The following is a 14,781-nucleotide window of genomic DNA, read 5'->3' as shown; positions in this document are numbered from 1 at the left end:
GGTCGGGGAGAGCGCTTCCATGAGTGCTGCGTGGGTCGGCCCACTTGGCCGAGGACCGATGTCCCGGACCAGGTGGGCTGGGGGACACCGCCGCCCCATTCCCCGCGGGCGGCGGACGGCTCCGGGAGGCGTCAGCCTCCCGGACTGCCGAAGAAACCCCGGCCCCGCCGGGCAGTTGAGAATGGCCGAAACGCGACGGTTCGGCGGGAGTGCTCAACTGGCCCATGCCAGGGGCGCATTCGCGTTGTCGCGATGCCTCCCGTGACACCCCCCGTGCGCCGTTGTCATGGCAGCATGTCCTCCACTCGACCTTTGTGGAGGCGGCGATGCGGTGGCTGGTGGGCTGGAGCAGTGTCGCCGCGCGCTTCGGCGCCGTGCACACGGCGGCGCCCGGCACACCGGGAGCGGCCGGCGCGGTCGGCGACCCCACCGAGGGGCGCACGGTGCACCCGGTGGGCGCGCAGCTCCTGTGGGGCGACCCCGATCCGCTGTGGGCGGTCGGCGACTGGCGGCCCGACGAGGTGCGGCTCGTCGACGTCGACGCGCAGACCCGGCTCGCCGTCCTCGGCTGCTGCGCCGCGAGCGACGACGAACTGCGCCGAGGACTGCTGACCGCGCGCGGGGGCGCACTGCGGCACCTCACCGCCTGGGCGGGCAGTTATACCGCCGTGGTGAAGGCCGGCCGCCGCATCACCGTGACCGGCGACCTCGCGGGCGCCAGGCCGGTGTTCCACACCCCGTGGGCGGGCGGCACGGCCTTCGGCACCGCCGCGCTGCCGCTCGCCGACCTCACCGAGGCACAGCTCGACATCGGACACCTGGCGGCGCTCCTCGCCTGCCCCGAGACCCCCGAGGCGCTGCGCGACTCCACGCCGTACGAGGGCGTGCGCCGGGTGCCGCCCGGCCACGCGCTGATCCTGCGCGAGGGCTCGCGCGAGATCACCGGTTACGAGACGGTCGCCTCGCTCGCGGTCGCCGCGCCCGAGGCCGATCCCCGGCAGGCCGTGGAGGGGGTGCGGGACGCGCTGGTCGAGGCGGTACGGGCCCGGCTCACCGCGCCCCGGCACGCGCCCGAGGTGCCGCTGCCCGACCCGGGCCCGGTGCCCGGCATGGGGCCCGCCGACCGGCGCGCGGCCCGTGGCGGCGCGCCCGCGCCCGGCATCGGCGCCGACCTGTCCGGCGGCAGCGCGTCGGGCACCCTCGCGCTGCTCGCGGCGGGGCTGCCCGGGGTGCCCGGCACGATCCTGGGGCACGGCACGGGGGCCGGGGAGCGGCTGCTCGCCGTCACCTTCAACGACCTGACCAGGCCCGGCGGTCAGGACGAACTGGGCCGGGCCCGCGAGATCGCCGCCAACCCGCGGCTGCACCACGTGGTGGTCGCGGCGGGCGAGGAGGCGCTCCCGTACGCCGATCTCGAAGGGCCGCTGACGGACGAACCCGGCCCCTCTCTGGTGTCGGCCGAGCGGCACCGGCGGCGGCTCGCGGGCGGCAGCGCCGACCACTTCACCGGCTTCGGCGCCCGGCAGGTCCTGGACGCCCACCCGGCGCGCCTCGCCGACCTCCTGATGGACCGCCGGCGCCGCTCCCTGGTGCGGCCGGTGACCGCGCTCGCCAGGGCGACCGGACCGTCGGCGGGCGCGCTCCTGGTCCCGCTCCAGGTCTACCGGGCGGCCCGGCGGCTCGCCCGTACGCCGTACCGGACCGGCCTGGAGGCCGCCGCCACGCGCGTGCTCGAGGCCAACCGGGCGCCCGCCGGGGCGCACGGTCCCCTGGAGGCCTCGCTGTCCGCGCTCGCCTGGTCCCGGCCGGGGCCCGCGGCGCGCTGGCTCACGGGGGAGGCGCTGGCCGAGGTGTCGGTCCGGCTGAACCGCGCGGCCACCCTGCCGGCCTCCGTGCAGCGCCCGGGCGAGGCACGCGCGCGTGCCGCCCTCGCCCGCGCCGCCGCCGACCTGCGCGTCCTGGAACAGGCCGCGGAGATCCGCAGCCAGCGCCTGCACGCCCCCTTCCTGGACAACCAGGTGGTACGGGCCTGCCGCGACCTCCCGGAATCGCTGCGGGTCCAGCCGGACGCGCGCGCGGGCGTCCTGCGCACCGTCCTCTCGGGCGCCGGCATCCACGACCTCCCGCCCGGCTGGGGCGCCCCCCACCCGGCCGTCCCGCCCGCCGCCATCCGCGCCGGCCTGCGCGCCGCCCTCCCCCAGCTGATGGCCCTCTTCGACGCCCCGCTCCTCGCCGACGCCGGCCTGATCGAGGCCCGGGTGGTCCGCCGCGCCCTGCGCGCCGCCACCGACGGCGAACCCGTCCCCCTCGACGGCCTCGCCGACCTGGTCTCCACCGAACTCTGGCTCCGCCGCCTCCTCGCCCGCCGCGGCTCCTGCTGGACCGGCACCGCCGCCCCACGCCACCGCGCGGTCCCGGGCCCGCTGATCCCGACGGCGCGCTCGCTCCCGGCGTGAGGGCCCTGGCCCCCTCTCCACAGCCTGGGGACAAGCCGGCGGCGCGCGCGACCCGTGCGCCCCTCTCCGGGGAAACCCCGAGGGAAACCCCGAGGCGTTCGGCGGGGGCAGCCGCGAGAATGGGCCGGTGCGGTATCTGATCCTCGGAACGACCGATGTCCTCGACGCCCACGGCGCGCCCCTTCCCCTCGGCGGCGCCCGGCTGCGGGCGCTGCTCGCCGCGCTCGCGCTGCGGGGCGGGCGGACGGTGTCCGTCGGGGAGCTGGTGGACGACGTGTACGGGGACGAGCCGCCGCTGGACGCGCAGGCGGCGGTGCAGGCGCTCGTCGGGCGGCTGCGGAGGGTGCTCGGGAAGGAGGCCGTCGGGTCGGGGCCCGGGGGATACCGGCTGGCGGCCGGGCCCGAGGACATCGACCTGTACGTGTTCGAGCGGCACGCGCGGGAGGCCGGCGCCCGGCTCGACGCCGGCGAGCCAGAGGCGGCCGCCGCCCTGCTCCGTACCGCCCTCGCCCTGTTCCGCGGCCCCGCGCTCGCCGATCTGCCCGAGCACGCGGGCGTCCGCCCCGAGGCGCAGCGGCTCGCCGCGCTCCGGCAGCGCGTCGAGGCCGACCTGCGGCGCGGCGCCACCGCGGGCCTGGTCCCCGAACTGACCGAGCTGACCGGCGCGTACCCCTATGACGAGACCTTCCACGCCCAGCTGATCCGCGCCCTGCGCGCCGAGCGCCGCCCGGCCGACGCGCTCGCCGCGTACGAGGCCGCCCGCCGCACCCTCGCCGACGGCCTCGGCACCGACCCCGGGCCCGAACTCACCGCCCTGCACGCCGAACTCCTCGCCGGAGAGGCCCCCGCACCGGCGCCGAGCCCAGGCCCCGCACCCGTTGCCGCGCCCGTGCCCCTCCCCGAGACCGGCAACATCCGGCCCCGCCTCACCTCCTTCGTCGGCCGCGAACCCGACCTCGCCGCCCTCCGCGCCGACCTCGACCGCTCCCGGCTCGTCACCCTCACCGGCCCCGGCGGCTCCGGAAAGACCCGGCTCGCCGAGGAGGCCGCCCGCCTCGCCGTCGGCCCCGCCGCCTGGATCGCCGAACTCGCCCCGCTCGACGACCCCGGCGCCGTACCCGGAGCCGTCCTCTCCGCCCTCCGGCTGCGCGAGACCAACCTGATCACCCGCGAGGGCGTCCCCCTCCAGGACGACCCCACCTCCCACCTCGTCGAGCACCTCTCCCGCCGCCCCCTCCTCCTCGTCCTCGACAACTGCGAACACGTCATCGACGCCGCGGCCGCCCTCGCCGAGACCCTCCTCACCCACTGCCCCGAGCTGCGCATCCTCGCCACCAGCCGCGAACCGCTCGGCGTCCCCGGCGAGGCCGTCCGCCCCGTCGAACCCCTCCCGCCGACCCCGGCCCACCGCCTCTTCGCCGAGCGCGCCCGCGCCGTCCGCCCCGCCTTCCGTGCCGACGCCACCGCCGAGGACGCCGCCGCCGTCGAGGAGATCTGCCGCCGTCTCGACGGACTGCCGCTCGCCATCGAACTCTCCGCCGCCCGGCTGCGGCTGCTCACCCCGCGCCAGATCGCCGACCGCCTCGACGACCGCTTCCTCCTCCTCACCTCCGGCTCCCGCACCGTGCTGCCCCGCCAGCAGACCCTCCGGGCCGTCGTCGACTGGTCCTGGGACCTCCTCGACGCCGCCGAACGCGATCTGCTGCGCCAGGTCTCCGTCTTCGCCGGCGGCTGGGACCTCGCCGCCGCCGAGGCCCTGAACGCCGGCAGGGGGCCCGACACCGTCGCCGTCCTCGGCAGCCTCGTCGAGAAGTCCCTCGTCGTCGCCGCCCCCGCCGAGGACGGCGAGATGCGCTACCGCCTCCTGGAGACCATCCACGAGTACGCGGTGGAGCGCGCCGCCGAGACCCCCGCCCTGCTCGCCGCCGCCGAGTCCGCCCACACCGCCCACTTCACCGCCCTCGCCGAGACCGCCGAACCCCTGTTGCGCTCCGGCGAACAGCTCCCGTGGATCGCCAGGATCGAGCGCGACCTCGACAACGTGCGGGCCGCCCTGCACCGCGCCGTCGTCACCGAACCCGACGAGGCCACCGCCCACCGGCTCGTCTTCGCCATGGGCTGGTTCTGGTGGCTGCGCAACTACCGCCCCGAGGGCGTCTCCTGGGTCGCCCGGACGCTCGCCCTCGACACCGACCCGGAGGACCCCGAGGACCCCCGCTTCTGGCCCCGGATGCACCTCCACATGCTCCACTTCTTCCTCGCCGTGGAGAGCCAGAGCATCGAGAAGTTCATCGACGACCCGGAGACCGTCGCCATCGTCGCCAGGGTGCGCACCGCCTTCAGCACCCACGAAGGCCCCGAGTCCGCCCGCTTCCCCGGACTCCTCTGGCCGTTCACGGCCTACCTGGGCAGCCGGCCGAAGGAGATCCGCGAGCTCCTCGACCGCGCCGTCGCCAACTGCCGCCGCCACGGCGGCGACTGGGAGACCGGTGTCGCCCTGATGTTCCGCACCCACATGGTCATCGACTGGCCCGGCGGCATGCCCGGCATCGACGACGACCTCGCCGAGCTGCGCACCCTGTCCCGCGAGGTCGGCGACCGCTGGATACGCGCCCAGGTCGCCAGCGCCGCCGCCGAGGCCAACATGATGCGCGGCCGGCACGAGGAGGCCCGCGAGGCGTATGTGGAGGCGCTGGGCCTGGCCCGCGAGGTCGGCGCGCACGCCGAGGCCCCGTTCCTCACCGCCCGGCTCGCCGAGCTCGACTTCCGCGGCGGCGACACGGACGCGGCGCTCAAGCGCCTGGCGGAGGCCGCCGCGGAGGCCGAGAGCCTGCGCACCGGCGACGCCCTGACGTACATACGGTTCCTGCGGGCCGGGATCGCCCTGTACGAAGGCGATGTCGTCGCCGCCCGCGGCCATGTCGAGGAGGCCGGCACGCTCATCGCCGCCGGCACCCCGCCGCCGCACTTCGCCGCCGTGGTCGAGGGCCTCGCCGCCCGTATCGAGGCGGCGGAGGGCGCGGGGGCACCGGCCGTCGCCCGGGCCGTCGAGGCACTGCGGCTCGCCCGGGACGCCGGGAGCGCCGAGTTCATCACCTCCGGCCTCGCCGAGGGAGTGGCCACAGCCCTGTCCCTCGCCGGCGAGCCCGCCCTGGCCCTGCGCGTCCTCGGCGCCACCGACACCTGGCGCCCCGCCGTCCCCCGCGGCCTCCCCGAACTCCACGAGGTGGACGCCGTCCTCACCCGGGCCGGCGCGGTGCTCGACGCGCCTTCCGTCGAGGCCGCCCGCGCGTCGGGCCATGGCCTCACGCTCGACGAGGTCCTGGAACTGACCGAGCCGTACGCCGTGCCGCGCGGCTAGCACCCGGTCCCCACGAGGGGGGCCTACCGGCAGCTGATCCGCGACTCCGCCCAGTCCGCCACCGCGGCCTGGCCGAACGGGGTGTGTTCCTCCACCACCAGGCGGAGGGTGCGGCGGCCGGCGAGGCTGACATGGACCGGGATCGGGGAGTCGCCACGGCGCAGGACCGGGGAGCGCCACAGGCGTTCACCGTCGCCGTAGACGGCGAAGCGGACGCCGCCCGGGCCGATGGGCACGGTGATGTCGTCGATGCCGACGATCGCGTCGTAGCCGGTGCACTGCCGGTTGAGGTCGATGTACAGCGAGGACGGGGCGTGCATGCTCACGCCGTGGGCGTAGCGGGTGCCGTCCATCGTCAGGCCGGAGCGCTGCCAGACCGGGCTGCTCCGGGCGAGGTCGATCTCCGGCTTGGTGCCGTCGCCGAAGATGCCGTACTGGAGGACGCTGACCTGGTAGACGGCCGGTCCCTGCGTCGGGGACGGCTTGGGCCGGGGCTTGGGCTTGGCGAGCGGCCTGAGCGCCGCCTTCGGGGCGGGATCGGTGGTCGGTGCCGGGCTCGGAGCCACGGTCTTCTTCGGCGTCGGCTTCGGCGCGGGGGGCGGCGGTGCCTGTACGGGCGGAGGCGTCGGCTTCGGGGTGGGCTTCGGGCTCGCCGGCGGCGCCGGGGGCGGGGGTGGCGGGGTCTCGGCGGGTGCGGCCACCGTCGGTGTGGCGGCGGGCTGGGCGACCGGCTCCGGCTCGGAGCCGGTCAGCGCCCACACCAGGCCCGCGGTCGCGGCGACCGCGGCGACCGCGGCGATGCCCGCCTTGGCCGGGATGCCCAGGCCCTCGGACGCGGCGGCGCCCGCACCCGCGGCCGCCGTGCCGGTGGTGGTGCCCGTGCCGGTGGCGGCCGCCGCCGCACCGGCCGCGCCCGCTCCGGCGACACCTCCGGCCACCACACCGGCGGCCTTGAGCGAGTACCCGGCGGCGAACCAGCCGATGACGGCGACCGGCAGCAGCGCGGGGATCCCGGCGTTCACATGCGCCAGCTCACCGGCGGCCAGCCGGCACTTGGCGCACTCCTCGATGTGCTTGCGCAGCCCGCGCTCGGCTCGCATCCGCAGCCCGCCGCGCGCGTACGCGCCGAGCCGGTCGGCGTAGCGGGCGCAGTCGCCGCCCGCCGTCAGCGACTGGCTGACATGCGCCTGGAGGTAGGCCTGCTTGAGACCCTCGCGGGCCCGGCTGGCGAGCACGGCGGTCGCGTTGGCGGTGAGCCCGAACAGCGGGGCGACCTCGCTCGGCGACTCCTCCTCGACCGTGGTGTGCCACAGCACGGCCTGCCAGCGCTCGGGCAGCGAGCGGAACGCCTGCATGGCGAGCGACTGCTCGGCCTCGTGCATGGCGAGGACATCGGCGCCCAGGTCGAGCCCGGCGCCGAAGGTCGCCGACTGGTCGGACACCTCGGCGGCCCGGGCGGCATCCTCGGCGAACACCGCGAAGTCCTCGACCAGATGCTCCCGCTTCTGGGTCCGGATCCAGGTCGCGGCGACCCGGCGCACGGAGGTCAGCAGGTAGGCGCGCACCGCCTGCTCGGGGCCGGCCCCGCCGCGTACCGCCTGCAGGGTGCGGGCGAAGACCTCGGCGGTCAGGTCGTCGGCGGTGTCGGCGTCCCGGCAGCAGCTGCGGGCATAGCGGCGGACGGCGGCGGAGTGCCGGCGGAACAGCTCCTCGTACGCGCTGTCGTCGCCGTCCCGCATGCGCTGGATCAGCTCGGCGTCGGACGGTCCGAGGTCCAGCGGCGGCGGCAGCACGGAACCGGAGGCAGAGTGAGACGCGGAGCCGGCCTCGTCGGCCACCGGGTGCGCCGGGGAACCGCCCTCGCGCTGCTGCGGCACGCTCGGTTCGGCAGGCGCCTTGGCCCCGGGATCGGCCGGACCGCCCTGGCTCGGAACGTGCCCGGTGGGCAGCCCGCCCGGCTCCGCCGTGCCGGCGGCGCCCGGCGTCTCGTCCCGACCTTCACCGCTCATCGCGGAAGCCCCCGTATACACGCTCGGACCCGAACAATGGCCAAGCCTGCCACAGAGCGCGGGCATGCCGAACCCCCGCGTCCACTTACCACCCGTCCGGGGCGACTTCCCGCGTACGGGCGTAACCGCTCATCCGTTCGTGCCATGCTCGTCGGTCCACTCGGACCGACGAGAACCGTGCCTCCTCAGCCGCCCGGGCCGGCCGTGGCCTATCGCGAGCGCAGGCCCTCCAGAAGGATGTCCAGGAGCCGTGCCGAGGCCGCCGCCTGCTGCGCCGCGTCCGGCAGCGCGGGCGCCGCCGTGGCTATCACGAGCAGGACGTCGGACACCGTCACGTCGGCGCGCAGCTCGCCCGCCTCCCGCGCCCGGTCCACCAGCCGGCCCACGACCTCCAGGAGCTCGGCGGCCCCCGGGTCGTCCTGCTCGGCCGCCGGCACCGCACGTGGCGCGACCACCCGCTGCTCGGCCTGCTCGCCGTACGCCGCCTGCCCGTTCACCGCCTGGCCGTTCACACCCGGAGCGGCGGGCGTGCCCGCGCCCGGCTGCAGGGCCCGCTGCTGCGGCACCCGAGCCTCGTCGTCCACAGCCCCGGTGGCCCCGGTCGGCAGCAGCACGTCGTCCACACCCACCCGCAGCACCTGCGGCGGCAGCAGCCGACCGGCGCCCGAGGCAACCGAGGTGCGCAGGAAACGGGACAGCGCCGACCACGGCTCGTCCTCCTGGCCGAGGGCGGTCCGCGCCTGCTCGGTGAGCCGCGCGGTCTCCTCCTCGGCTATCCGCCGGACCAGCACGTCCTTGCTGGGGAAGCGGCGGTACACGGTGCCGACACCGACGCGGGCGCGGCGCGCCACGTCCTCCATCGGCGCCCCGTACCCGAGCTCGCCGAACACCTCGCGCGCCGCCCGGAGCACATGCTCCAGATTCCGCTGCGCGTCCACCCGCAGCGGCGCGGACCGTCCGCCCGGCGCCGACTGCGCCGTACGGACCTGTCCGTACGAATCCTGAATCTGCATAAGCGTTCCCCCGCTCATGATGTCTCCCCCCGGAGACTCCCCGCCCTGACACGGGGGTCCGATCCGGCCGCGCCCCTGGTCCACGCGCAGCCGTCCGACACCCCGACGAAGTACGAACATAGTTGAGTCGGGGTCAATTCAGAAGGGGCAGTTCCGTACGGTGCGCCCCCCGATCGGAGCAAGGACCCGGACCCTCCCGATTCCGGCCCCGGACGCCACCGGGCACCCCCACCCTGACCTGCGGACTTCCCGCCGCGCCCGGTTCGTTCGCCACCCCGCGCCTCCGTACCCCTCCGGTCACACAATTTGCCGGGCCTGTGGACAAACCCCGGACGGCGTTGCGTCATGGGACAGTGACCGAACCTGTGCGCATTCTCGTCGTCGGCGGCGGCTACGTCGGTATGTACACCGCGCTGCGCCTGCAGCGGCAGCTCAAGACGGAGCTGAGGAGCCGCGCGGCCGAGATCACGGTGGTCACGCCCGACGCGTACATGACCTACCAGCCGTTCCTCCCCGAGGCCGCGGCCGGCTCGATCTCGCCCCGCCACGTCGTCGTCCCGCTGCGCCGGGTCCTCGGCCGCTGCCGCATCGTCATCGGCGAGGTCCACTCCATCGACCACACCAAGCGCACCGCGACCCTCTCCACCCTCGCCACCGAGGAGGAGGGCACCGGGCACCTGGAGCTGGGCTACGACGAGCTGGTCATCGCGCCCGGCTCCGTCTCCCGCACCCTCCCGGTCCCCGGCCTCGCCGACCACGGCATCGGCTTCAAGACCGTCGAGGAGGCCATCGCCCTGCGCAACCACGTCATCGAGCAGATGGACATCGCCGCCGCCACCCGCGACCCCGAGATCCGCGACGCCGCACTCACCTTCGTCTTCGTCGGCGGCGGCTACGCGGGCGTGGAGGCGCTCGCCGAGCTCGAGGACATGGCCCGCTACACCGCGCGCTACTACCACAACCTCAGACCGGAGGACCTGCGCTGGGTGCTCGTCGAGGCCTCCGACCGGATCCTGCCGGAGGTCGGCGAGGAGATGGGCCGCTACGCCGTACGCGAGCTGCGCCGACGCAATGTCGACGTGCGCCTCGGCACCCGCCTCGACTCCTGCGAGCACCGCGTCGCCACCCTCAGCGACGGCACCCGGCTGCCCACCCGCACGCTCGTGTGGACCGCCGGAGTCAGGACCGCGCCGATCGTGGCCCGTACCGGCCTGCCCGTGGACGACCGCGGCCGGATCGTCTGCACCGCCCGGCTCACCGTCGCCGGGGTCGACCACGCCTGGGCCGCCGGCGACGCCGCCGCCGTCCCCGACCTCACCGCCGGGGAGCCCGGCAAGGAATGCGCCCCCAATGCCCAGCACGCCGTGCGCCAGACGAAGGTGCTCGCCGACAACATCGTCGCCGCACTGCGCGGACAGCCCCACAAGGACTATGCCTACGCCCACGCCGGCTCCGTCGCGTCGCTCGGCCTCCACAAGGGCGTCGCCCACGTCTACGGCCGCAAGTTCAAGGGCTACCCGGCCTGGTTCATGCACCGCGTCTACCACCTCAGCCGGGTCCCCACGTTCAACCGCAAGGCCCGCGTCCTGGCCGAATGGACCCTGTCCGGCCTGTTCAAACGCGAGATCGTCTCCCTCGGCTCGCTGGAACACCCGCGCGCCGAATTCGAACTCGCCGCCACACCTCCACCCGCGCCGAAGGACCCGTCCCCCGACAAGTCCCCGGACGAGCCCGCGGGCTGACATCACTGTCAGTGCACTCGTCCACACTGGACGTGTGACCATAGGTGGGCTCACACCTGCACAGAGTGACTCTGCACGGCAACGACACCACGAGGCATACAGATCCGTGAACTTCACCCGTTGGAGCGCCCGGCTCCCCGGTACGCAGCGCCGCGCGGCGTCCCGTGGGACCGAAGGCTCCGTGCCCGCGGCCCGCGGTGAGTACGGGCCGCAGCCGGACCACCTGGCCGCCGAGACCGGCACCGCCGACGTCCCCGCCCTCGAGGACTTCACCGTGCGGGAGATCATCGGCCGTCTCCCCGGCCTGGTCGCGCTCGTGTACGGCCCCGAGCACCGCATCGCGTACGTCAACGAGGCGTACGCCGCGGCCTTCGGCCCCCGCCCGGCCGGCGCGACCGTCGCCGACACCTGCCCCGAGGCGGAGGAGCTCGGCCTGCTCCCCCTGCTCGACCAGGTGCTGCGCAGCGGCAAGCCCCGCACCGTGAAGTCCCGCCGCACCCAGGACGGCGGCTCCTACACCGTCACCTGCCTCCCCGTGGACAGCCCCCGACTCGCCGACGGCGGCGTCCTCGTCCACGCCGCCGACGTCACCGACCACGCCGAGGCCGCCGAGCGGCTCCGCGCCAGCGAGCGCCGCCACCGCGAGACCGCCGTCACCCTCCAGCGCTCCCTGCTCCCGCAGGAGCTGGAGCAGCCCGACGACCTCCGCATCGCCGCCACCTACCAGCCCGGCGGCACCGACGCCGCCGTCGGCGGCGACTGGTACGACGTCATCACCCTCGGCGCCGGCCGCACCGCCCTCGTCATCGGCGACGTCATGGGGCGCGGGGTGCGCGCCGCCGCCGTCATGGGCCAGCTGCGCACCGCCGTCCGCGCCTACGCGCGCCTCGACCTGCCCCCGCACGAGGTGCTCCAGCTGCTCGACGGACTCGCCGCCGAGATCGACGCCAGCCAGATCGCCACCTGCGTCTACGCGGTCCACGACCCCAACGAGGGCAAGCTCGTCTACTCCTCCGCCGGCCACCTCCCGATCCTCGTCCGGGACGAGGACGGCACGGTCCGCCGCGCCGAGGACCCCACCGGGCCCCCGCTCGGCACCGGCGGCTGGCTCCACACCTCCGGCTCCATCGCGCTGCCGCCCGGCTCCACCGCCGTCCTCTACACCGACGGCCTGGTCGAGCGGCGCCGCGAGGACATCGACGAGGGCGTCAGCGCCCTGGAGCGCGCGCTCTCCGGCGCCACCGGCACCCCGCAGGTCGTCTGCGACCGGCTGCTCCGCTCCCTCGGCGTGACCGCGGACCATGACGACGACGTCGCCGTCCTGGTCGTCCAGCACCCCGCCCGCAAGGGCGTCGACGCCGAGCTGTTCCACAACGCGGCCCTTGAGCTGCTCGGCGGGGTGGAGGCCGCGCCACGCGCGCGTGCGTTCGCCTCCGGCGTCCTGGCCAGCTGGCGCTTCCCGGTCGAGCTGTGCGACCTCGGCGTCCTCGCCACCAGCGAGCTGGTCGCGAACTCCCTCCAGCACGGCACCCCGCCCATGCGGCTCCGGCTTCGCCGTACCGACCGGCGCCTGATCGTCGAGGTGACGGACGGGGACGACCATCTGCCGCGCCGCCGGAGGGCGGAAACGGAGGACGAGGCGGGTCGCGGAATCTCGATCATCGCGACGATCGCCTCGTCCTGGGGGAGCCGCCGCACTCCGGGCGGCGGCAAAGCGGTGTGGTGCGAGTTCGCCCTGCCCGACTGATCCGTACGGGTCAGGTGACCGTACGGATCAGGTGACCGTACGGGTCAGGCGGCGGCGGTCTCCTTCGCGGGCTGGTGCTGGGCCACCACCCGCGAGGGCTTGGCCGCGAGCGACGGCTGGTCCTGCGCCGGCGTGAGCCGCCTGCCGAGCCGGACCGCCAGGAAGGTGATCCCGAGCGAGAACAGCACGAAGGTCAGGATGTACGGGCCGTGCAGCGCGGCCCCCATCGGCCCGCCGACCGCCGGGCCGACCGCCAGGGCCAGCTGCTTCACCAGGGCGAAGGCCGAGTTGTACGTGCCGACCATCGACTCCGGCGCCAGGTCCGCCACCAGCGGCGCGACCGTCGGCGACAGCATCGCCTCGCCGAGACCGAACAGCGCGTACGTGGAGACGAACGCCGCCGTCGCCATCGCCTGGCTGCCGTGCCCCAGGCCCGCGTACCCGGCGAACAGCCAGGCCACGGTCCAGATCAGACCGACGGCCGCGATGACCCGGGTCCGCCTGCGGCGCTCGACGAACCTGAGCACCAGGAACTGGGCGACCACGATGACTCCGGTGTTGGCGGCCAGAGCGATACCGAGCGCCGACGGGGTGATCCCGGCGGCCTCCGTGCCGTACGCCGCGAGACCCGACTCGAACTGCCCGTAGCAGGCGAAGAACAGCACGAAACCGAGCACGCACAGCTGCACCATCGCCTTGTGAGCGAACAGTGCGCGGACCCCGCCGCCGGCCTCGCGGCCGGCCGGCCGCGGGCCCTGGAGCGCGGGGGACCGGGGCGTCTTCACGGTCAGCACGATCGCCGCGAGCACCAGGAACATCGCCGCCTCGATCGAGAACAGCAGCAGGAAGCTGTCCGGCCGGCTGGCGTCGACCAGCTGGCCGCCGATCAGACCACCGACACCCAGACCGAGGTTCTGCAGGAAGAACTGCATGGCGAACGAGCGGGTCCGGCCGGCCGGCGTCGAGCACCACACGATCATCGTGGCGAGCGCCGGCTGCATCACGGCCGTACCGGCGCCGAGCAGCGCCGCGGCACCGATCGCCGCGGGCACGGTCGAGGCGAGACCCATCGCCAGCGCGCCGGCCGCGGCGAGCAGCGAGGACACGAGCAGCACGGGCACCGGCCCGCGCCGGTCGATCGCGCGCCCGCTGAAGGGGAGGACCATGAGTGCGGCCATGGCGAAGACGGCGAGAACGACACCCGCGGTGCTCGCGCCCAGATCCCGCACCTGAGCGACGTACACATAGAGGTACGGCACGGTGAAGCCGAGTCCGAACGCGCTCAGCGCGCTGCCTGCCTGAATCCGGCGCATCGCCGCGCCCATCGCCTTGGTCACACTCACCCACTTCGGTCGCGGGTTCAGTGCTGTAGCCCTGAACCCTGAAGACTTCAACTCTAAAGTTCGATCCTTAACGATACACATAGAAGGACTTCAACGCCAACGGCCCCCGTGGGATACTCGCCGCATGTCCGACACCCCCGCGCAGTCCGGCGCCACGGCCCCCCAGGAGCCGAGCCTCGACGAGCAGATCGCCGCCTATCAGCGCGAGTTCCGCGACCTCGACCCCCAGGTCGAGAAGGTGGTCTCCGCGCTCGGCCGGCTGAACCGCCGGATGAACGTGGCGTACGGCCGCCAGGTCGCCGACCTCGGCATCAGCAACGCCGAATGGGAGGTCCTGAAGACCCTGGTCCTCTCCGGCGCCCCCTACCGCCTTGGCCCCGGCGAGCTCGCCAAGCGCCTCGGCCTCACGCCGGCCGCCATGACCCACCGCATCGACCGCATGGCCGGCGAGGGCCTGGTGACCCGCGACCGCGACGAGAACAACCGCGTGCGGGTGATCGTCGAGCTGACGGACGAGGGCCGCCAGAAGTGGCTGGAGGCCATGCGCATGGCGACCGACTTCGAGGAGGAGCTCCTCCAGGACCTCTCCACGGAGGAGCGCGGCGTGCTCGGCGAGATGCTGATCCGCCTGCTGCGGAGGGTGGAGCTGACCCAGCCGGACGCGGGCGGCCGGCTCACGGACCTGGACTAGACGTCCCTGGCTCGTCCCTCCTGAGGTGGGCGAGGGGGCCTTGACACGCCCCTCGTGCATGCGTAATGTTCTCCGAGTTGTCACGGAGCCGGAACGGTTCCTCGGCAGCCATCCCGCCGCAGTAGCGGCACCTCAACTCCGCACGATCTCCCCACCGGGACGAATTTCGGCATGCCGAAATTCATTTCGAAGGCTCGAATGGCTCAGTTATGAGTCGCCGGGGAAATCCGCTAGAGTTCAGGACGTCGGAACGGCCCAACGGGCCGGGAAGACAAACCCGCTGACTGGGAATCAGACGCCGAAAGGATCTGATAGAGTCGGAACCGCCGGAAGGGCCCGGAACGACGAAAGTCGAAAAGGGACCGGAAAGCACCGAGGAAATCGGATCGGAAAGATCTGATAGAGTCGGAAACGCAAGA

At 74.6% G+C, this 14,781-nt stretch carries 8 protein-coding genes; 5 read left to right on the top strand and 3 right to left on the bottom strand.

Annotation, left to right across the window (positions count from 1 at the left end):
• The first annotated feature begins 326 nt into the window (after positions 1 to 326).
• On the top strand, positions 327 to 2,456 hold the full coding sequence (locus AB0C73_RS29735) for an asparagine synthase-related protein (RefSeq protein WP_362536191.1): 2,130 nt from the start codon (positions 327 to 329) through the stop codon (positions 2,454 to 2,456).
• A gap of 127 nt (positions 2,457 to 2,583) precedes the next feature.
• On the top strand, positions 2,584 to 5,817 hold the full coding sequence (locus AB0C73_RS29730; protein WP_362536189.1) for a BTAD domain-containing putative transcriptional regulator: 3,234 nt from the start codon (positions 2,584 to 2,586) through the stop codon (positions 5,815 to 5,817).
• Between the two features lie 23 nt (positions 5,818 to 5,840).
• On the opposite strand, the gene AB0C73_RS29725 is transcribed toward AB0C73_RS29730, so the two are convergent.
• Both AB0C73_RS29725 and AB0C73_RS29720 read right to left on the bottom strand, forming a co-directional pair.
• Positions 5,841 to 7,826 carry a sigma-70 family RNA polymerase sigma factor gene (locus AB0C73_RS29725; protein ID WP_362536187.1) on the bottom strand — a complete coding sequence of 662 codons (1,986 nt, stop codon included), beginning with the start codon at positions 7,824 to 7,826 and terminating at the stop codon, positions 5,841 to 5,843.
• A 209-nt stretch (positions 7,827 to 8,035) separates the two neighbouring features.
• Positions 8,036 to 8,839 carry a helix-turn-helix domain-containing protein gene (locus AB0C73_RS29720; protein WP_362536185.1) on the bottom strand — a complete coding sequence of 268 codons (804 nt, stop codon included), beginning with the start codon at positions 8,837 to 8,839 and terminating at the stop codon, positions 8,036 to 8,038.
• Positions 8,840 to 9,192: 353 nt separating this feature from the next.
• Between AB0C73_RS29720 and AB0C73_RS29715 the strand changes: the two genes are divergently transcribed.
• Together AB0C73_RS29715 and AB0C73_RS29710 are read left to right on the top strand one after the other, a co-directional pair.
• Positions 9,193 to 10,581 carry an NAD(P)/FAD-dependent oxidoreductase gene (locus AB0C73_RS29715; RefSeq protein ID WP_362536184.1) on the top strand — a complete coding sequence of 463 codons (1,389 nt, stop codon included), beginning with the start codon at positions 9,193 to 9,195 and terminating at the stop codon, positions 10,579 to 10,581.
• 106 nt (positions 10,582 to 10,687) lie between these two features.
• Entirely contained in the window at positions 10,688 to 12,328 is a 1,641-nt protein-coding gene (locus AB0C73_RS29710) for a SpoIIE family protein phosphatase (protein WP_362536183.1), read from the top strand.
• A 44-nt stretch (positions 12,329 to 12,372) separates the two neighbouring features.
• Here AB0C73_RS29710 and AB0C73_RS29705 read toward each other — a convergent pair whose 3' ends face one another.
• Positions 12,373 to 13,653, bottom strand: coding sequence for an MFS transporter (locus tag AB0C73_RS29705; RefSeq protein ID WP_362536331.1), 1,281 nt, complete (start codon positions 13,651 to 13,653; stop codon positions 12,373 to 12,375).
• Between the two features lie 142 nt (positions 13,654 to 13,795).
• On the opposite strand from AB0C73_RS29705, the gene AB0C73_RS29700 reads away from it, so the two are divergent.
• A complete protein-coding gene (locus tag AB0C73_RS29700; protein WP_362536181.1) occupies positions 13,796 to 14,362 on the top strand; it encodes a MarR family transcriptional regulator in 567 nt (188 codons plus the stop codon).
• Positions 14,363 to 14,781 lie beyond the last annotated feature (419 nt).

Source organism: Streptomyces sp. NPDC048623 (assembly GCF_040650755.1).
In the GTDB taxonomy this organism is placed as follows: Bacteria; Actinomycetota; Actinomycetes; order Streptomycetales; family Streptomycetaceae; genus Streptomyces.
This window is presented reverse-complemented; position numbering and strand designations above follow the sequence as displayed.